Source organism: Gordonia polyisoprenivorans NBRC 16320 = JCM 10675 (assembly GCF_000241325.1).
GTDB classification, from domain to species: domain Bacteria; phylum Actinomycetota; class Actinomycetes; order Mycobacteriales; family Mycobacteriaceae; genus Gordonia; species Gordonia polyisoprenivorans.
Genome location: NZ_BAEI01000005.1, coordinates 1 through 18528, shown reverse-complemented (window position 1 = coordinate 18528; position 18528 = coordinate 1). Strand labels below are relative to the sequence as shown.

Here is an 18528-nt window from a genome sequence, read left to right as displayed (position 1 = left end):
CTACACCTGCGCCAGACAGTAGCCCAGCGACTGGGGCTGCTCGAAGGCCCACCGCACCTCACCGCTCGTGCAGGTCAGCGCGCTCGTGGACCGGCTGGTGACGCGGAAGGCGACGGTGCCCGCCGCGGCGGCCGACCCGCACGCCAGCTCGTGATAGTCCGATAGCGAGCCGCCCGAACTCGGGATCTGATAGCACTCCTGCGGAACGAAATTCGGTGTGAGACAGAGTTTGTCGCCTGAGTCACCGAAGGTCAGGCTGGCGTTGTGGTCGTTGGGGCAGTCGGCGGAATCGGCGATGAAACCGGCCGCATAGAAGGTCATCGCCGGAGTGGCGCAGTCGACCTTCGACGTCGACACATTGCCCTGCGCATCGCGGTCTCGGCCGATCTGCACGCAGTTGCCCACGGTGATCTGACTCGCGCTGGTGACGGTGGTGGGTGCCTCGGTCACCGGCGGCCGGGTGTAGGGCGTCGTCGTCCCGGGTGCGGCACCGGTCGTCGACGCGCTGCCCGATGATCGCGCGGTCGTGTCGGAGGACGAGCCGGAGATCAAGTTGGCCACCACCACCCCGGCGATGATCACGACCACCAGAGCCACGAGCGAAACCAGAACGATCGTCACCGTTCCGCGCGAACGTCGCACAGGCGGCATCGGATAGCCACCGGTGAAACCTGGGTGACTCGGCTGGCCGGGTTGACTTGGCTGGCCGGGCTGGTTCGGTTGGCCCGGGAATGCACCCGAGGGTGCGGACTGCGGAAAGTACTGCGGCGGCGGCGCATACGGGGACACCGGCGGTTGGGGCACCGGCGGCGGGTACACCGGTGGTGCCGACGGTGCCACGGGTGGTGTCGACACCGTCGGGCGTGCGGTCCGGATCACCTCCGTCGGCCCCGGTACCGGGGTCCCGACCCGGGTGGGCGAGGCACGCAGGGCACGCCCGAGTTGTTCGGCGAGTTCGCCGCACGAGCCGAACCGGTCGCCCGGTGTCTTGGCCAACGCGCGGTGCATGACCTCGTCGAGGGCCGCAGAAGTGCCCGGCCGCAACGACGACACCGCGGGCGGGGCGCTGCTCAGGTGCGCGGCGATCACGTTGGCCTGACTCGTCCCCTCGAATGGCGGCCTGCCGCACAGGAATTGGAACAGGGTGGCCGCCAGCGAGTACTGGTCGGCCTGACCGTCGACCTCGGCACCCAGCAACTGTTCGGGTGCCACATAGGCCACCGTGCCGAGAAACATGTTGGCCGAGGTCAGATTGCTGACATCGCCGGTCGATTTGGCGATCCCGAAGTCGGCGAGCAGAACCCGCGGCGGCCTGGCGGTGTCGCCGCCGTCGGCGGAATCGTTCTCGGCGATCAGGATGTTGGCGGGTTTGACGTCGCGGTGCAGTAGCCCACGCGCATGTGCGGCGTCGAGGGCGGCCGCCACCGCGGTGGCGATCGCCGACACCAGCATGGGATTGAGCCCGCGGGGGCTGCGCCGCAACAACTCCCCGCCGTCGACCCCGTCGATGTACTCCATGGCGAGCCACAGATGTCCCTCGTACTCGCCGGAGTTGTAGATGGTCACGATGTTCGGATGCACGATGCTCGACGCGAGTTCGGCCTCGCGCATGAATCGCTGCCGGAACATCGGGTCGCGGCTGAGATCGGACGGCAGGATCTTGACCGCCTCGTTGCGCGGCAGGCTGGGATGTCGGGCCAGGTAGACCTCGCCCATCCCGCCACGCCCGATCAGTCTCGTGATCGTGTAGCCGGCGAACGAGTCACCCGGTTGATAGACCACCCTCGACAGCCCTCCTCGGCACGACGGAAGCGGATACGCGCCCTCCACACGGCTCGCGCCGGACGGTCAGCCCTGGTCACATTACCGGCTGCGCCACGCCGACGACGTCGGTGTCGGGTGTTCGGGTGTCCTCCGATCGGCTGCTCGACCGACCGCGCACTCACACCTCCCGTAGGCAGTACCCGATGGATTTCGGCGCGCGAAACGACCAGGTCGTGTCCTCGTCTGCGCAGGTAATCGTCTCGTCCCCACGCTGCACGGCACGCGCGACAACGGTCCGGTCCTGCGCCGGTTCACCGCAATCGACCTCGCGATAATCGGCGAGGTCGCCGCCGATCGGTATCCGGTAGCACTTGCCGGTCGCAAAGTTCGGTGTCAGACAGAGACTCTCGCGGTCGGCACCGAAGGTCAGCGTCGAGGTGTTGGCCGCGTCGCACTCGGCACCGGCCGCGACCTGCCGGGCAACGTAGAACGTGAGACCGTCGGAGTCCTCGCACGACGCCGCCGACGCAGCGACCTTGCCGGGCTCGTCATCGGGGCCGAGCGCCAGACATTCTCCGACGCCGACGTCGTCGGGATCGTCGATCGCATCGGAGCCGAGGCTGACGTCGCACGCGGCGACCAGCGCGAATCCGAGACACCCGGCGACGACGGCGGCACGCCAGGCCAGACGTCGACCGGGCCGGGCGAGCGGCTCGATGACCGGCTGGTGATCGAATGTGGTGTTCATGGGGGTGTCCTCTCGGGGTCTGCGGTTGGTGCCGCAAGCATCGACCGACCCGCTTGCACCCTCCTTGGTGTCGGCATGGAAGCGGCGATCACCGAAGAAGTCGGTCCGGAGCGGTCACCGGAGCCGATGTGACAGCCTGAGACCATGGCCACCGTCACCCGCCTGCGCCCGTTCACCGCCACGATCTTCGCCGAGATGTCGGCCCTGGCCGTCACCCACGACGCGGTGAATCTCGGCCAGGGGTTCCCCGACACCGACGGCCCGGCCTCGATGCTGGCCGCCGCGTGCGCGGCGATCAATGGCGGCGCCAACCAGTACCCGCCGGGAATCGGCGTACCGCGGCTACGCCGTGCCGTCGCCGAACACCAGCGGGCGTACTACGGTCTCGACTACGACCCCGACTCGGAGGTACTGATCACCGTCGGCGCGACGGAGGCGATCGCGGGAGCGATCGTCGGGCTCACCGAGCCGGGCGCCGAGGTGATCATGGTCGAGCCCTACTACGACTCTTACGCCGCGACCGTCGCGATGGCCGGCGGGGTACGGCGCACCGTGCCGCTGCGTCCCGACGGCGACGGCTTCCGCCTCGATCGCGATGCGCTCGCCGCGGCGTTCACTCCGCGGACCGCGCTGGTCCTGGTCAACTCCCCGCACAATCCGACCGGCACCGTCCTGCACGACGACGACCTCGCCGAGATCGCGCGGCTGTGTCTCGAACACGACGTCGTCGCGGTCACCGACGAGGTGTACGAGCACCTGGTGTTCGACGGACGCACGCACACCCCGCTGGCCACGCTGCCCGGCATGCGCGAGCGGACCCTCCGGATCTCCAGCGCCGCCAAGACCTTCAACTGCACCGGCTGGAAGGTCGGCTGGCTGTCCGGCCCGGCCGAACTCGTCGCCGCGGCCCGCGCGGCCAAGCAATTCATGACCTACGTCGGATCGGGCCCGTTCCAGCCCGCCGTGGCCCACGCACTCGAGTCGGAGATGGACTGGGTGACCCGCAGCGCGAACGCCCTGCAGGCCAAGCGAGACCTGTTGTCGGCGGCGCTGTCCGACGCCGGATTCGAGGTGCACCGCAGCGAGGCAACCTATTTCGTGTGCGCCGACCCGCGCCCGCTCGGAATCACCGACGGCGAGGCGTTCTGCCGGACCCTGCCGGAGCGGATCGGGGTGGCGGCGGTACCGGTCAGCGTCTTCGCCGACGACAAGGACCCGTGGCGACACATGGTGCGCTTCGCCTTCTCCAAGCGCGATGAGGTGATCGCCGAGGCGGCGCAGCGTCTCCGGCGGCTGTGATCAGATACGCACCAACATCTTTCCGACGTTCTCCCCGCGCATCATGCCGAGGAAGGCATCCACCGCGTGGTCGATGCCGTCCACGACGGTCTCGTCATGGACGATCTTCCCGTCGGCCAGCCACGCCGCCATCTTCTCGTTGAACTCGCGTGCGAGGCCCATGTAGGAGGGCAGAGTGAAGCCGCGCAGGGTCAGGCCCCGGGTGATGATGTTGCTCATGTTGCGCGGTCCGGGCTGCGCCTGCGTCTCGTTGTAGGAGGAGATGGCACCGCACAACGCTGCGCGTCCGCCGTTGTTGAAGACATCGAGCGCGGCCTCGAGATGATCGCCGCCGACGTTGTCGAAGTACACGTCGATCCCATCTGATGCCAGCTCCCGCAACTGCTTTCGCACCGGGGCCGCCTTGTAGTCGAGGGCGGCATCGAAGCCGTAGCGGGAGGTGAGCAGGTCCACCTTGGCCGGCCCGCCCGCCGAGCCGATGACCGAGGCGGCACCGAGCAGATGTGCGATCTGTCCGGCCACACTGCCGACCGCGCCGGCGGCACCCGAGATGAACACGATGTCACCGTCTTTCAGCCCCGCGACCGCGGTGAGTCCCACATAGGCCGTCATCCCGGTGAGGCCGAGAACGCCGAGGTACACCGATGTTGCTGTGCCGGCGGGCGGTTCGGGCACCGCGGTGAACTCGGCGGCCAGCGCCTGGGCGACGTCACGCCAGCCGAGTTGATGCAGCACGAGAGTGCCGACGGGGAGATCGTCGGATGCCGATGCGACGACCCGGCCGACCGCTCCTCCGGTCATGGTCTCCCCCAGGGCGAATGGCGGGACGTAGCTGCGGGTGTCGATCATCCGCCCGCGCATGTACGGGTCGACGGAGACGAACTCGTTGGCGACGCGGACCTCCCCCGGAGCGAGGTCGGCAAGGTCCACGGCGACCGTGCGGAAGTCTTCGGGGGTGGGCCAGCCCACCGGACGGTTCACGAGTTGGATCTGGGTGCTGGTCGAGGTGGTCATCGAAATCTCCTTGAGGGGTGTGGATGTCGGGGGGTGTGGATGTCGGGGTGTGGAGTCCGAACGAGGCTCACAACGCGAGTGTCACGCCGAGCAGCACGAGGGCGATCAGGGGGAACGCGAGCTGGGTGAGGGCGGCGCGGGCCTTGTCGGGCGAGGAGACGAGCAGCACCAGCCCCGCGGCCAGCATCGAGCCGGCACCGGCGCCGATCAGTGCAGCGCCGACAGCATGGTCGGCGAACCAGCAGGCCACGCCGATGACGACGATGATCGCCAGGAAGAGGTTGTAGAACCCCTGGTTGAACGCCATCTCGCGGGTGGCCTGCGCCTCCTGCGCGCTGGTTCCGAAACTCGCGCGGGTGCGCGGGTGGGTCCAGAGAAGGGATTCGAGCACGAAGATGTAGACGTGCAACGCCGCGGCCAGGGCTGCGACGACGATCATGGCGACTGCCATCGGGTACTCCTCCAGAATTGTGTACTGCTCGTTCCAAAACTATACTAGAATGATCGTTGCACAATTTGTCAACCCTCGATCACCGGAGTTCACATGGGACGCCCCGCCGGATACGACCCCCAGCAGCTGATCCGCCAGGCACGCGATCTGTTCTGGCGGCGCGGCTTCGACGCCGTCTCGGTCGCCGACGTCGAACAGGCCACCGGTGTGGGCCGATCGAGTATCTACCACGCCCACGGCAACATGCGGGGCCTCTTCGATACCGCCGTCGAGGACTACCTCGACACCGTGGTCCGTCCGCGCCTGCAGCAGCTCACCACCGACCCGGTGGCACCCGAGGCGATCCTGGACTTCCTCACCGGACTGAGCGCCGCGATCGGCACACTGGCGTCGAATCCCGATGCACCGCAAGGGTGTCTACTACTCGTCAGCGCAGCGGCACCGATCGGATCGGATACCGCGGTGCACGAGGTGATCGCCGGTTATCACCGCGAGCTCACCGACGCGATCGGCCACGGGGTCGACGCCCTGCTCCCCTGGGCCGACGCGAGGGTGCGGCGGCAACTGACCCGGCTCACCGTCGCCGCCGACATCGCCGCATTGTCGTTGAGCCGGATCGACCCCGACGCCGCGCGGGCGACCCTCGACGCCGCCGCCGAGGCCCTGCGAGCGCAGGCGCGCAGCGAGCGCACAGCTCAGTAGTGCTGCGCACCACCGTCGATCGAGATGTGCTCGGAGGTGATGAACGCCGACTCGTCGGAGGCGAGGAAGGCGACCACGTTGGCGATCTCGTCGGCCTCGGCAACGTACTGGTTGAGAAACACCATGCCCATCCCGGCAAGCCGCGGGTTGGACTCGTTGGTCTGTTCGATGCGTTCGCGCATGCTGCCCGACCCCATCGGGGTGTTCACCGCACCGGGGTGCACGGAGTTCACGCGGATGTTGTGGGCGCCGAGCTCGGCGGCGAGACCACGGGTCATCCCGACCAGGGCGTGCTTACTGGTGGTGTAGTGGATCATGAAGGGCTGCACCTTCTTCCCCGCATACGAGCTGGTGATGATCACCGATCCACCGCCACGCGCGATCAGCGGATCCACGGTGGCCCGGACCGTATTCCAGACCCCGATCACGTTGATGTCGATGGTGTCGCGGAAGCTCTCCGCGGTGATCTCGTCGTAGGTCTGGGGAATACAGATCCCGGCATTGGCCACCACGATGTCGAGGCCGCCGAACCTCTCGACGCCGGCCGCGACCGCCGCGGTCAGCCCATCGGCGTCACGCACATCACATTGGGTGAGAACGGCTGTGCCGCCCTGTTCCTCGACAAGTCGCGCGGTCTCGGCGAGGTCGTCGGGGGTCGCGGAATCGTAGGGCACGCCGGGCAGCGGTCCCGCGAGGTCGACGCCGATGATCCCGGCGCCCTCACAAGCCAGGCGCACGGCGTGGGCGCGGCCCTGTCCGCGCGCCACACCGGTGATGAAGGCGACCTTGCCCTCGAGTCGTGTCATGTCGTTCTCTCCTTCTCCCGGGCCGTCACATCGGCAGCCCTTGCTCCATCAGATCGATCGCCTCGAGCAGTGAGGCGAGCACGCGATCGTCGCGCGGATCGTCGACCTGCTCGGCGATGTGGAACATCACCCCGGCGGTCGCCGCAATGAAGACGTGCAAATGCGTGTCGTCCTGCGGCACACCGAGATAGTCGGCGAAGTACTCGCGGGCACGGATGATCGCGGCGTCGGCCTCGATCTGATTGGCCATCCGCAGGGCCGGCTCGGACTGGATCAGGCGCATCCGCTCCGCACTCGACGCCCACGGATCGGCGGTCGCGATGCGGTACTGCGCACGGACCATCGTGCGCAGCAGATCGAAATGCCCGAGACCCGGCGGGATCTCGTTCATCGCCGCGACGCGCGCGTCCTCGAGATCGTCGCCGATGACCACCTGCTCCTTGGACGCGAAGTACCGGAAGAAGGTGGTGTGGGAGACCTCCGCCTCGCGTGCGATCTGCTCGACGGTGGTCTGCGCGTAGCCATGTCGGGCGAACAGCCGCATCGCGGCCTCCCGGATGGCCGACCGGGTGCGCACCTTGTTCTGTTCACGCAGCCCGGCCGGACGATGCGACACACCCGTCATCGAGCTTTTTTCATTGTGGGATGCACCGTCAGCTCGGCGCCGACGCGACGACGGCTTCCTTCTCGCCCGACAGTCCGCGGTCACGGACCGCGCCGCCCTCGATGTCGAAATCGAAGACCAGCTTGTCGAGCCAGCGCGGCAGCCCCCACGCCCGATCACCCAGCATCGCGATCACCGCGGGCACCACCGTCATGCGAATGATGAAGGCGTCGAAGAAGACCGCGATGGCCAGGGCGAACCCGAGCATCTTGGACGTGGTGTCGGGCGCGAGCATGAACGAGGCGAAGACGCTGATCATGATGACCGCGGCCGAACTCACCACGCGCGCACCGTGCCGGTAGCCGGCGATGATGGCGTCCTTGGCACTCATGCCGTGGATGTACTCCTCGCGCATTCGGGTCACCAGGAACACTTGATAATCCATTGCGAGACCGAAGACCACGCCGATCAGGAAGATCGGCAGGAACGACAGGGTGGGCCGGGTGTCGGTGATGATCCCGAGGTACCCCTCCTGGAAGATCGCCACGGTCACACCGAAGGTCGCGAGCACCGAGAAGATGAAGCCGATCGTCCCGACCAACGGAACCCAGATCGAACGGAAGACGCCGATCATGATGAGGAACGCGAGTCCGACCACGACCACCAGATACGGGATGAGTGCCTTGTCGAGCTTCGCCGACAGGTCCGACATGATCGCGGTCTGACCGCCGACGTGCATCTCGACGCCGCCCTTGGTGATGGTCGGACCCCAGTCGCGAATCTTCTCCATCAGGTCGTGGGTGGCCTGTGCCGACGGTGCGCTCTCCGGGGTCACCATGATCAGTGCGGTCGAGGCGCCGGTGTTCGGGTTCGCCCCGGTGCCGTTACCGGTCCAGATCAGCGTCGCGGGGTTGGCGACGTCGGACAAGGTCTTGATGTGTGCGACGGCCTGCTCGGCGGCCGGTGCGACGTTGCCGTCGGCGTCGTGCACGATCACCAACAGCTGGCCGTTGACTCCCTCGCCGAATCCCTTCTGCAGCAACGCCGATGCGCGTGCCTCGTCGGAGTTGGACAGGTCCATGCCGAGTTCCAGCTTGCCGACCGGGATCGCGGCCAGGACGAGGATCGCCAGGCCGACGATGATGAACGGCAGCGGCCGTTTGACCACCGTCCGACCGAAGCGAACGCCGTTGGTGTCGGCGGTCTCGGACTCCTCGGCGTGACGGATGCCGGGGATACGCGGGGTGAAGACGAAGCGGCCGACCGCCCCGAGCAACGCCGGGATCAGGGTGAGCGCCGCGATCACCGCGATGACCACGGCCACTGCCGCGCCCGCGCCCATCTGGGTGATCAGCGGGATACCCACGACGGTCAGCGCCACCACCGCGATGACCACCGTCAGGCCCGCGAAGACCACCGCGGTTCCGGCGGTGCCAACCGCGCGACCGGCGGCGTCGGCGCGACTACCGCCACGTTTCACCTCGCTGCGATAGCGCGACACGATGAACAGCGCGTAGTCGATCGACACGGCGATACCGAGCATCGTGACGATGCCCGTCGCGGTCTGGTTCACCGTCATGAACTTGGCGCTCAGGGTCACCAGCATCATCGTCAGCGCGACACCGACGATGCCGGTGACCAGCGGGATGAAGGCCGCGATCAGCGCACCGAACGCGACGATCATCACCACGAACGCCACTGCGAAACCGATCAACTCGGCCTTGCCGCCCTGTTCCATGACCTGGACGAGCGAACCGGTGGCCTCGACCTGTAGTCCGTCGCCGCGGTGTTTGGCGAGAACGTCGAGGAGTTGCTGTTTCTGATCGACCGACAGGTCCTGCACATTCGTGGTGACCCCGACGCTGATCAGACCGACATGGCCGTTGTCGCCGAGGACCTTCGCGGCCACCGCCGGTTGCGCCTTGGCGGCGACGAGTGGGCTGACGACGGTCTTGGCGTCGGCGACGTCGGGCAGCTTCTGCAGGTCTGCGGCGAGTGCGTTGAGCTGCTCGGCGTGCGCCTCGAGCCCGTTGTCGGCGTACACCACCACCGTCGCCGAACCGCGGGACTGCTGCTCCATGACCTTCGGGAAGTACTGCTGCAACTGGCTGGTCGCGGTACCCGAGTCGGTGCCGGGCAGATCGAAGTCCTGCGCGAACTTGGGTTTGAGCGCGCCGACGAGGCCGGCCACGACGACGAGGGCGAGCAGCCAGGTCGCGATCACCCACCATTTGTGCCGGAACGAGAACCGGCCGAGCCGGAAGAGCAGTGAGGCCATGGCAATCCCCTGGACGTCGATGCGGACGGGTCGTCGGTACAGCGGCGCGTCACCCAAAAGTGTGAGTGACTAACACTTGATACTGTGTACTCCGCTTTTTCGGGCTGCGCCACCAGCCTGCGCTGTGTTCCGGAACACTAGAACATGCATTCGATGCGCGCTAGTGTGGGCTCATGACCGTCGGCATGCAGGGTTCGCTCTTCGACCTCACGGGGATCGCCGGAGCCGCGCCGAGCCTCGGCGCGCTGGGGACCTCGGTGACCCGCCGCGAATTGTCCGACGGCGCCTGGGTCGATCTGCGGCCGGGTTGGATCGCCGATTCCCCCGCCCTCTTCGACGCCCTGTACGACCGTGCGGCCTGGCGTGCGGAGCGACGGCGCATGTACGACCGTGTCGTCGACGTCCCGCGACTGATCGCCACCTATCAGGCACACCATCGCCTGCCCGATCCCCTTCTGGCGCAAGCACGTTCGGACTTGAGTGCACACTACCGCGAGGAATTGCCCGAGGGCTTCGCCACGGCGGGCCTGTGTCTGTATCGCGACGGTTCCGACTCGGTGGCCTGGCACGGCGACCGATTCGGTCGCGGCGCCACCCACGACACCATGGTGGCGATCCTGTCACTCGGAGCTCCGCGACCGCTGGCGTTGCGCCCCAGGGGCGGTGGTCCGTCGCTGCGGTTCGTCCTGGGCTCGGGCGACCTACTCGTGATGGGTGGCAGTTGTCAGCGGACGTGGGAACACGCCGTGCCGAAATGCCCCGGCGTCGGAGCCCGCATCAGCGTGCAATTCCGTCCGCCGGGTGTGTGGTGAGGCTCGGCGACCCTAGATCGGATAGGAGACGCCGGTGAGCTTCTCCGACTCCGCCCACAGTCCGTCACGGATCGCTCGGTCGTTGGCGCGGCCGCTGAAGGCCGACACCCCCGGCGCCCCACGCATACCGAAGAGGTGGCTCGGCCCGTAGAAGGTGCCGTTGACGACGTCCGGTGCGGTCGCGGCGTACAGCGTGGGCAGCGCGCCGTCGGCGGCCGACTGCGCGAACAAGTTGCCGATCTTCATCGCCGAATCCATGAGCGACTCGGTGTGGCCCTGCAGTTCGGTGGCCGCGTAGCCGGGGTGGGCGATCAGCGAGAGCCGACCGTCGCCGTCCGCGGCGTCGAAGCGGTCGGCGAGGTCCATGCCGAACATCAGGTTGGCCATCTTCGAGTCACCGTAGGCCCGCCAGCGCCGGTAGCGGCGGTTGCGCCAATCGAGGTCGGCGAGATCGATGCGGCCGAGTTGGTGCAACCCCGACGACAACGTCACCACGCGGTCACCGATCTTGGGCAGGAGCAGACCGGTGAGCGCGAAGTGGCCCAGATGGTTGGTGCCCATCTGCATCTCGAAGCCGTCGGCGGTGCGCCGCAACGGCAGCGCCATCACGCCGGCGTTGTTGATGAGGACGTCGATGCTGCCGACCCCGTCGGCGAAGGCCCGGACCGACGCGAGGTCGGCGAGGTCGAGCGCGGCCACCCGCGCCCGGTCGCCGAGGCCGCGGGCCACGTCGTCGGCCTTGGCGGTGTTGCGGCAGGCCATGATGACCTCCGCGCCCGCACCGACCAGCGCCTTGGTGGTCTCGGCACCGAGTCCGGAGTTGGCCCCGGTCACGATGAAGGTCCGGCCCGTTTGATCCGGGATGTCGTGCGTCGACCAACCACTCATGGAATGCCCCTTTGTCGCTGCGGTGTGCTCCCTCTCACCCTGCCACGACATCGCCGAGAGGCGGAGGAGAGCGGGCCGAGAGGCGGAGGAGAGCGGGCCGAGAGGCGGAGAAGAGCAGTGTGTCACCGCGGGCGTTTGCCGCTACCGCAGGCGCATCAGTCCGGCCGACCCCAGCCATTTCACCGGGCGCAGCAGTCCGGAGATCACGTCGCCCACCGTGGGGGCGCTCTCGGGAACGAGATCGATTGGGCCGTAGATCTCGGTGGCCTCGGTGCGTCCGCGCACGACGCGTTTACCCAGCATCGTCCAGTGTTGCGCCTCGGCGTCGTCGGCGCCGGCGATGGCCGCCCCGCTCCCGAGCACCGGCACCCGACTGGTCTTGGCCATCTCCGACAGGCGTGCGCATTCGTTGACCGGGTCGCCGATCACCGTGTACTCGTATCGCCGTTCGGCGCCGATGTTCCCGGCGAAGGCGGTGCCGAAGGAGACCCCGATCCCCCAGCGGACGTCGAGGGCCTCGCTCAGGCCGCGCGCGAGGTCCCGGGCCGCGGCCAACGCCGCACCGGCGGGATCGTCGATCGCCACCGGCGCCCCGAACACCGCGAGCGCGGCATCGCCCTCGAATTTGTTCACGAATCCCCGGTGGTCGTCGACGACCTGCGCGACGATCTCGAAGAATTCGTTGAGCAGCGCCGCGGTGTCCTGTGGGCGGCGTTCCTGCGCGATGGTGGTGGAGCCGACGATGTCGACGAGCAACACCCCGACCTCGGCGTTGGTGCCGTGCAGACCCATCCCTCTCTCGATTGCGAGTTCGGCGACGGTGTCGCCGACGTGGCGGGCGAACAGTTCCCGCATGCGTTCGCGCTCGTCGAGGCCGGTGACCATCTCGTTGAATCCCTGCTGCAGTACCCCTAGTTCGGAGGAGTCGTACACGTCGACGTGGGCGTCGAGGTCGCCGGCATGGACCTTCTCCACCGCGTCGCGTAGTTCGGTGAGCGGATCGATCAGGGACTGGCCGACGAGGACGATGATGCGGGCGCCGGCAGCGAGTCCGACGAGCGCGAGAACCACACTCGCCCAGTCGATGTCGGCGGCCACCGGTGGCAGCATGTGCAGCCTGCGCCCGACGTTGAGGATGATCAGACCGACCATCGGCACAGCCGAACTGACCGCCCACACCGCGAACATCCGGCCCCGCACACCGTGCACGACGCGCGAGGTCGGGTCGGAGGCGAGCGCCACCATCATCAGTGGCCGCGAGGCGCGTTCGGCGAACAGATACGTCAGACACGCGCTCGACATGCCGGCCAGCGCGAACGCCACCGCCACGCCGAACACCGTTTCGACGGTGAGGGTTTCGGCGGACATGGCGATGTAGCTGAGCACCGACGCCGCCCACGCGATCGACGTGCTGAGCACCTGGAATGCCGGAATTCGTTGCACCGCAACACGACGCGCATGATCAGCGGGGTCGCCGGAGATGAACCAGCGGAATTGCGGGCGCAGCGTGAGAACCCCGAGGACCAGATTGACGACGATGCACACCACGATGGCGGTGACGATGCCGGGAAAGTTGGGCGCGCGCAGGGTCTCGTCGACCGTCAGCAGTCCCCCGTTGTACGACAGCTGCACCAGGAGGAAGGTCTCGAAACCGATGAGCGCGTTGCTGCCGACGATGGCGGTCGAGGAAATGGCGAGGGCGCGTGTCGCCAACCGGCGACGCCCGGCGGTACCGAGTTGCGCCCATTCGGTCGCCCCCGGCTCACCGACCGCGCCCCACACGAGGAGGGCGTAACGTCGCCGCGCCCGGCTCCATCGGGTCGCGGTGCCTCGGCGTGGGGGCCGGCCTTGCGCCGATGACGCTCCCACCCCGGAACTCGGTGATGAGGTCATGGGCCTTCCCTGAAGTCGATGTCACCTCAGAGATTACCCAATGGCGTGGGTCGCATCCGCGTGGTCGGCGCCATCGGCCGGGCTTGGACGCGGCTCAGTGGACGGTCACCACTGTGCGCGCCGCCGCATCGGAAAGGATCTTGTAGATGTTGAAGATCGGCCGGTGGCTTTCGAATTGGGTGTCGTACGGGACACGCATCGTCGCGACGAGGTCGGCGAAACGGTGGTCCACCAGGTCGCGATAGCGCGGCAGCAGTTCGGTGGTCACGTAGCGCCAGCGTTGATCGAACACCGACCAGTCCCAGTTCGCGATCGGTGTCGTGATGATCAGCGTCGTCCCGTTGGCGAGGCGGGTGGTGTGGACGAACGGAATGAAGTCGCGCAGCGCGGGTACGCCGGCCACCGACGGAGACCCGACCAGGGTCATCGCGTAGGTCAGTGCAGCGCCGACCCCGTCGGCCTTGCGGTAGTTGCGTACGTCGTCGAATTGCCAACCGACGACGTCGAACTGCTCACGATGCAGCAGGGTCGCATTGCCCGCGGCCACCCGGTCGGGATCCCCGGAGGCGATGCCCTGCCACGCGGTGGCGACGGCGTCGTCGATGATCCCGGCTCGGCGGAATTCGTCGATGCCACGCAGTCCGTCGCGGACGAAGGCGACGTGCTGGGGCATGAGGTCGGTGAAAATGGCCTTCTGCATCACCAGCACCCGCTCGGCGAACCAGGTCAGGTCGGCGGGGGTGATCTTGTCGGCGTGATAGGCCAAGGTCTGTAAACCCTTGGGGAACACACCGATCAACCCCGGGCCGGCGACCGAGGTCGCCGTCTCGATGATCCGCGCGGCGAGCGGTTGCAGTCCACGGATCGCATAGATGTCACCGGCGAGCACGACATCGGCGATACCGCCGCCGAAGTCGGCACCGACCAGTCCGGCCATACCGGCCCATTGCAGGTTCCGATGGGCGATCTGGAAGTTCTCGTAGTAGCGATAGGACTTGATCATGTCGGCGCGAGTGGCCGCGAATCCCTTGGCGGGATCCCAACCGGTCAAGTCGATTCCGGCCTCAGTGGTCGCCTGCACCAAGCGATACTGGAACAGCAGAGCCGCATAGCGGTGGGCATCGAGACCGGACGCACGGGCCTCGGTGACCAACTCGGAGAGCCTGCCGAGATCGGTGGGCAGCGCGCGGTTGACACCTCCGCCGTAGTGGTCGGCGTACCGATTGGTCAGTGGCAGATCGAGATACGGGTCGAGGTCGGCGGCGCGGGCAGGTCCGGCCACCACCGCGGACCCGACCAGCGCGCAGGCCAGTGCCAGGAGCAGGATCAGCCGACGCAGCGGGAATCCAGCCCCCTTCGGGTGCCCGACCCTTTGCATGCAGTCGATCTCCGTGGGTTCGGCGTTCGTGGGTTCGGCGTTCATGAGTTCACTTCCGTGGCCAGCCAGTCGACGGTGTGCATGCCGAACAGCTCGGTACCCCACTTGTAGATGTTGGTGACGAAAACGTCCATGCCGCAGTTCATTCCGTAGTACTGGGCGTCGGCGCCCTGCCGCGCATAGCGGGTCACCAGGTTCTTGGAGTCGGCGGCGGGGATCAGGGACATGAACGAGTTGTCGGCGTTACATGCCGAGACCAGCACCTTGCCGCGCGGGCGATCTCCGCGGCCAAGGGTGTTGTCGCGGTAGACATGCGCGAACTCGGGGATGTCGGCCGGGGCTTGCCCGCTGGTGAACAGGGTCTTCAGCGGGACCAGCGGCGGCATACCGAAATACGCCATCTGACACGACTTCCGGTAGGCATCGGCGAGTGCGCGGCCGGCCGGGTTCAGTTTCGCGTCCAACGCCATCTCGGGGTACTGAGCCTCCAGTCCGAGCAGCGTGGCGAAGACGAATCCGGTCCCGAGCCGACCGTCGGCGAATCTGATGAAGTTCTTCTGTTCGACCGCCATACCCTCGAGCATCGTTGCCTTGAGATTGATCTCGGGTGCGTAGCGCGCGACGTTCTCGGCGGCGAATCCGGCGCCGACCCCGCCCCCGGCGACGCCGAAGATCCCCACCGGATTGCGCGGATTCAGCGCGGCCGGGCCGACCCGATATGCCGCACGGACACCGTCGAGTAACGCGTGGCCTGCGAACTTTCCGGCGAAGACGCCGTGCGGTGACGGATCGGCGTCGTTGCCGATATCGGAGATCACCACGGCGAGTCCGCGCTGAAACATCAGTGCCAGCGGCCCGAGCGCCGACCACGCCGACGCCTCGCCGAGCGCGCCACCGCTCCACTGGGTCGACGGATGGCATTTCGCACCGACCGAATCGTTGGCCTCCTGGTAGGCGACCACCGAACGCGAACCGTTGGGCTTGCCGTCCTCGGGGATCATGACGACGCCGGTCGAGATCACCTTGCGTCCCCGAACGTTCTCGGTGACATACATGATCTTGTAGGCGGCCACGTGCGCGGGCTTGACCCCGGCGAACAACACGTCGAAACGCTTGGCCTTCAACAGGGTTCCGGGCTTGACGTCCTGCGAGGTCGACGGCTCGACATAGAAGGGATCATTGGCGGCCAGACCTTCGAAGTCTTCTTGCCCGGTCGCGAGGCGTCCGTCGCGGAAGGTGCCGAGCACATAGCCACCGAAGATCGTCCCGAGTCCCGGCGGGGTCAGCGGCACCGCACCCGAGTAGGTCGGCGGCTCGTCGGCCGCGGCAACACCCGGGATCTGGAACCACACCACGAGCACGAGGACCACGAGACCGACGATTCCGCCTACTCTTCCCCTACTGGCACTTCTCGACACCCCGGCACGTGACCGCATGCGGGCCCACCCCTTCTCGCTCACCGAATCCCCGCATCGCCGCGGGTGTGACCCGCCGCCAAAGCGGTGGCGCGAACTTACCTGAGAGTAATCTGAGGCGCAATCGCGGTCGGCTTGCCGATTCGCTGCAAATGACCAGTTCAGGGCGATTTCTTGTCGGCTTTGCCCATACTCGGAGGCCTCGAACGTGATGAGACGCACATTCGCATTCGTCTCACCGGACGGCTTTCGGTCCTCAGCGAGCTCCCACCTGAGTTCGCCACGCCTCGGTCTGCGATTGCCACGGACAGCTAGAGCGCCTCGAGTCGGGGCTGGATTTCGTGCGGCGCACCAACACGCGCGTCGATGACGAGTTGATGCGGCTGTTGCGGAGGTTGCGGTGATCGCCAAGGTGATTCGCGGGCGCGACTCGCGCACGTTGGTCGACCACCTGACGGGCCCGGGCCGACAAAATTCGCACACGAACCCGACTGTGATCGCCGCCTGGCAGAACGACCCGGGCGCTCTGCAACCCGAGCCGAGTAGGTGACGCCCAGTTCGACTTCGACCAGGCCGAGCTGTCGGCGTTGGTCCGTCACATCGGCGAGCCCGCTGACGTGATCGGCTTGCCGCGCAAGCAACCTGAGGAAGGCGAAGCGTTCTTCACCAAGCACGGTCCGGTGTGGCACGCCCCGATCTCCCTGCCCGCCGGCGACGGTGCGTTGTCGATGGATACGTGGGCGGCGATTGCGCGGGACGTGATGGAACGCACCGGGATCGCGCCGGCCGGTGACCCCGGTGCATGTCGGTAGATTGCGGTGCACCACGGCTTGTCGGGCGACCCGAGCGCGGCGGCCGACACCCGCAACGACCACATCCACCTCGCGGCGGTGATGGTGCGCCAGGACACCGGCCGACGGTTCCACCCGCGCAACGATTTCCCGGCGGTCCGCGCGGTGATGCGGGAGTGGGAGGACCGACTCGCGCTGACACGCCGCCTGACACCCCACGGAAGGGACCCCACCGATGAGCAGCAACGAACCCACTGTCGCCGACGAACTCGCCCGGCTGCGTGAAGCACCCCTATGAGCCTCGGCCGCGAACACCTGCTCGCCTACGCGATGGCCGCGCGCACCATGAGTGCAGCGCTGCGCCAAGCGCGCGAACGCAACGGCCGCGCCGCGTGGAGCCCCACCAACGAGGCCGCCCGCATCCAGCTCGCCGCCGACGCCGCCGCCATCGACCGGCTCACCCCGGCCAAAGCCGCCGAATGGAACCAACGGGTCGCCGACGGCGACCTCTACCTGCACGCCGACCGGGACACCGGACTCGTTCGCACCGGCGCGCCCTTGTCTGATGGCACCCACGTCGTGCAAGCCACCCTCGACGAGCGCACCGTCGCCGTCGTCGCCGGCAGCACCGACACCGCCCGCCACCTCCATGATTGGCTCGCCGAAAACCCTCATCACGGCAGCCTCACCGACCTGGCGGCCGCCGCCCGCGACATCGCCGACGACCGCGAACGCCAACTCACCACCGAGCAGGCCGACAGCGACCGCACCACCCGCTCGACCACCAGCACCGCGGCCGAGACCACCGCCGGCCTCGACAACGAACGGGCCGACACACCCGCCACACCACTTCGGGACCTCCTCGATGGCCGTGTCCCCGCCCGCATCTTCGACGACAAACGCCGGGGCACTGCGGAAAAGCAGTTTGCCGACCTCGTCGACGAAGACCAAGCCCGCCGCGAAGCCGCCGCCGAATGGCTCGCCACCGCCACCGACTCCCCCACCGACCGAGCCCGCGCGTCCCGACTCCTCGGCGAAATCGACACCGACTTCGACACCGCGATCGCCCAGAAATACCCCGGCATCCTCGCCGTCACCCCAAGCGTCCCCGACGTCGACGAACAGTGGCTCGACCACACCCACCGTGCCGACACCGAAACCGAACTCGCCCACGAACACACCGACACCGCCGACCGCGTCGACGACGCCGATCTGGCCGTCGTGCACGGACCGTTCACCACCACCGACGACATGGCCGACGCGATCGACACTCATCGTGACCAGACGGTCGCCGACGAACTCGGCGAAGCCGCCGACCACCACCACACCGCCAGCGACCAACGAGATCTCGCGGCCAACGCTGAGTCCGACCGTTCCCGCGACGCCGCTCGCGACGATCGGGCCCTCGAGACCGCTGCGTCAGCACCGCTTACCGCGGCAAGCGGCGCGGGTGCCATACCCGGGCGCGGACGCGGGACCGCACCCTCCAGGGAGCGGCCACACGTCCAAACACCTACGCGCACGCAGACCCGCGGACGCAGTCGATAGTCTTGTTCTTGTCTGACTCTTGGCCGTGACTCGTACCCGCCAGGCTGGCCGATTTCCTGTGCCACATCGACTCAGATATCGAGAGCGCCGCATTGCGCAGTGTGCGTGGATACGGTTAGCAGGCTGGTTCGGTCTAG

17 protein-coding genes are annotated in these 18528 nt (G+C 67.6%); 6 read left to right on the top strand and 11 right to left on the bottom strand.

From position 1 onward, the window contains the following. Window positions 1–1782 carry a serine/threonine-protein kinase gene (locus tag GOPIP_RS01625; RefSeq protein WP_006367754.1) on the bottom strand — a complete coding sequence of 594 codons (1782 nt, stop codon included), beginning with the start codon at window positions 1780–1782 and terminating at the stop codon, window positions 1–3. Between the two features lie 160 nt (window positions 1783–1942). After that, window positions 1943–2512, bottom strand: coding sequence for a hypothetical protein (locus tag GOPIP_RS01620; RefSeq protein WP_006367753.1), 570 nt, complete (start codon window positions 2510–2512; stop codon window positions 1943–1945). Window positions 2513–2656: 144 nt separating this feature from the next. Here GOPIP_RS01620 and GOPIP_RS01615 point away from each other — a divergent pair, with 144 nt between their 5' ends. After that, window positions 2657–3811 carry a pyridoxal phosphate-dependent aminotransferase gene (locus GOPIP_RS01615; RefSeq protein WP_006367751.1) on the top strand — a complete coding sequence of 385 codons (1155 nt, stop codon included), beginning with the start codon at window positions 2657–2659 and terminating at the stop codon, window positions 3809–3811. Here the strand turns inward: GOPIP_RS01615 and GOPIP_RS01610 are convergent, their stop codons facing one another. Then, window positions 3812–4825: an NADP-dependent oxidoreductase gene (locus tag GOPIP_RS01610; protein WP_006367749.1), complete on the bottom strand. Its 1014-nt coding sequence runs from the start codon at window positions 4823–4825 to the stop codon at window positions 3812–3814. Between the two features lie 67 nt (window positions 4826–4892). After that, window positions 4893–5276, bottom strand: coding sequence for a DUF1304 domain-containing protein (locus tag GOPIP_RS01605; protein ID WP_006367748.1), 384 nt, complete (start codon window positions 5274–5276; stop codon window positions 4893–4895). A 93-nt stretch (window positions 5277–5369) separates the two neighbouring features. On the opposite strand from GOPIP_RS01605, the gene GOPIP_RS01600 reads away from it, so the two are divergent. Beyond that, the gene (locus GOPIP_RS01600; RefSeq protein ID WP_006367747.1) at window positions 5370–5978 is read left to right on the top strand and encodes a TetR/AcrR family transcriptional regulator; all 609 of its coding nucleotides are present in this window, start codon (window positions 5370–5372) and stop codon (window positions 5976–5978) included. Here the strand turns inward: GOPIP_RS01600 and GOPIP_RS01595 are convergent. Genes GOPIP_RS01595 through GOPIP_RS01585 form a run of 3 tightly spaced genes read right to left on the bottom strand, consistent with a single transcriptional unit; the run spans window position 5972 to window position 9666 of the window. Further along, entirely contained in the window at window positions 5972–6784 is an 813-nt protein-coding gene (locus GOPIP_RS01595) for a mycofactocin-coupled SDR family oxidoreductase (protein ID WP_006367746.1), read from the bottom strand. The two genes, GOPIP_RS01600 and GOPIP_RS01595, sit on opposite strands and share 7 nt — an antisense overlap. Before the next feature lie 25 nt (window positions 6785–6809). Beyond that, entirely contained in the window at window positions 6810–7409 is a 600-nt protein-coding gene (locus GOPIP_RS01590; protein ID WP_006367745.1) for a TetR family transcriptional regulator, read from the bottom strand. A 28-nt stretch (window positions 7410–7437) separates the two neighbouring features. Continuing rightward, entirely contained in the window at window positions 7438–9666 is a 2229-nt protein-coding gene (locus GOPIP_RS01585; RefSeq protein ID WP_020170197.1) for an MMPL family transporter, read from the bottom strand. Window positions 9667–9839: 173 nt separating this feature from the next. Between GOPIP_RS01585 and GOPIP_RS01580 the strand changes: the two genes are divergently transcribed. Further along, window positions 9840–10478, top strand: coding sequence for an alpha-ketoglutarate-dependent dioxygenase AlkB (locus tag GOPIP_RS01580; protein WP_006367743.1), 639 nt, complete (start codon window positions 9840–9842; stop codon window positions 10476–10478). Window positions 10479–10490: 12 nt separating this feature from the next. On the opposite strand, the gene GOPIP_RS01575 is transcribed toward GOPIP_RS01580, so the two are convergent. The 4 genes from GOPIP_RS01575 to GOPIP_RS01560 all read right to left on the bottom strand — a co-directional run bounded on the left by GOPIP_RS01575 (window position 10491) and on the right by GOPIP_RS01560 (window position 16073). Beyond that, entirely contained in the window at window positions 10491–11366 is an 876-nt protein-coding gene (locus GOPIP_RS01575; protein ID WP_006367742.1) for an oxidoreductase, read from the bottom strand. Between the two features lie 141 nt (window positions 11367–11507). Then, complete coding sequence (locus tag GOPIP_RS01570) at window positions 11508–13148, bottom strand: adenylate/guanylate cyclase domain-containing protein (RefSeq protein WP_006367741.1); 1641 nt, start codon at window positions 13146–13148, stop codon at window positions 11508–11510. A 205-nt stretch (window positions 13149–13353) separates the two neighbouring features. After that, complete coding sequence (locus tag GOPIP_RS01565) at window positions 13354–14682, bottom strand: hypothetical protein (RefSeq protein WP_006367740.1); 1329 nt, start codon at window positions 14680–14682, stop codon at window positions 13354–13356. Next, on the bottom strand, window positions 14679–16073 hold the full coding sequence (locus GOPIP_RS01560) for a lipase family protein (RefSeq protein ID WP_035726871.1): 1395 nt from the start codon (window positions 16071–16073) through the stop codon (window positions 14679–14681). The genes GOPIP_RS01565 and GOPIP_RS01560 overlap by 4 nt, the downstream gene beginning before the upstream one ends. Before the next feature lie 566 nt (window positions 16074–16639). Between GOPIP_RS01560 and GOPIP_RS01555 the strand changes: the two genes are divergently transcribed. From GOPIP_RS01555 to GOPIP_RS01545, 3 genes are read left to right on the top strand one after another with little or no spacing between them, the layout of a single operon-like run. Then, window positions 16640–16864, top strand: a complete 225-nt coding sequence (locus GOPIP_RS01555; protein WP_006367737.1) for a hypothetical protein — start codon at window positions 16640–16642, stop codon at window positions 16862–16864. An 18-nt stretch (window positions 16865–16882) separates the two neighbouring features. Beyond that, window positions 16883–17128, top strand: a complete 246-nt coding sequence (locus tag GOPIP_RS01550; RefSeq protein ID WP_138944067.1) for a relaxase/mobilization nuclease domain-containing protein — start codon at window positions 16883–16885, stop codon at window positions 17126–17128. A gap of 9 nt (window positions 17129–17137) precedes the next feature. Beyond that, window positions 17138–18391 carry a hypothetical protein gene (locus GOPIP_RS01545; protein ID WP_006367735.1) on the top strand — a complete coding sequence of 418 codons (1254 nt, stop codon included), beginning with the start codon at window positions 17138–17140 and terminating at the stop codon, window positions 18389–18391. The last annotated feature ends 137 nt before the right edge of the window (window positions 18392–18528 follow it).

What these genes read in the sequence shown, in the direction of transcription:
- GOPIP_RS01575 (WP_006367742.1), bottom strand. Translation starts at nt 11,366, where the DNA reads ATGAGTGGTTGGTCGACGCACGACATCCCGGATCAAACGGGCCGGACC.
- GOPIP_RS01560 (WP_035726871.1), bottom strand. Translation starts at nt 16,073, where the DNA reads ATGCGGTCACGTGCCGGGGTGTCGAGAAGTGCCAGTAGGGGAAGAGTA.
- GOPIP_RS01600 (WP_006367747.1), top strand. Translation starts at nt 5,370, where the DNA reads ATGGGACGCCCCGCCGGATACGACCCCCAGCAGCTGATCCGCCAGGCA.
- GOPIP_RS01595 (WP_006367746.1), bottom strand. Translation starts at nt 6,784, where the DNA reads ATGACACGACTCGAGGGCAAGGTCGCCTTCATCACCGGTGTGGCGCGC.
- GOPIP_RS01615 (WP_006367751.1), top strand. Translation starts at nt 2,657, where the DNA reads ATGGCCACCGTCACCCGCCTGCGCCCGTTCACCGCCACGATCTTCGCC.
- GOPIP_RS01565 (WP_006367740.1), bottom strand. Translation starts at nt 14,682, where the DNA reads ATGAACGCCGAACCCACGAACGCCGAACCCACGGAGATCGACTGCATG.
- GOPIP_RS01605 (WP_006367748.1), bottom strand. Translation starts at nt 5,276, where the DNA reads ATGGCAGTCGCCATGATCGTCGTCGCAGCCCTGGCCGCGGCGTTGCAC.
- GOPIP_RS01620 (WP_006367753.1), bottom strand. Translation starts at nt 2,512, where the DNA reads ATGAACACCACATTCGATCACCAGCCGGTCATCGAGCCGCTCGCCCGG.
- GOPIP_RS01610 (WP_006367749.1), bottom strand. Translation starts at nt 4,825, where the DNA reads ATGACCACCTCGACCAGCACCCAGATCCAACTCGTGAACCGTCCGGTG.
- GOPIP_RS01545 (WP_006367735.1), top strand. Translation starts at nt 17,138, where the DNA reads ATGAGCCTCGGCCGCGAACACCTGCTCGCCTACGCGATGGCCGCGCGC.
- GOPIP_RS01585 (WP_020170197.1), bottom strand. Translation starts at nt 9,666, where the DNA reads ATGGCCTCACTGCTCTTCCGGCTCGGCCGGTTCTCGTTCCGGCACAAA.
- GOPIP_RS01580 (WP_006367743.1), top strand. Translation starts at nt 9,840, where the DNA reads ATGACCGTCGGCATGCAGGGTTCGCTCTTCGACCTCACGGGGATCGCC.
- GOPIP_RS01590 (WP_006367745.1), bottom strand. Translation starts at nt 7,409, where the DNA reads ATGACGGGTGTGTCGCATCGTCCGGCCGGGCTGCGTGAACAGAACAAG.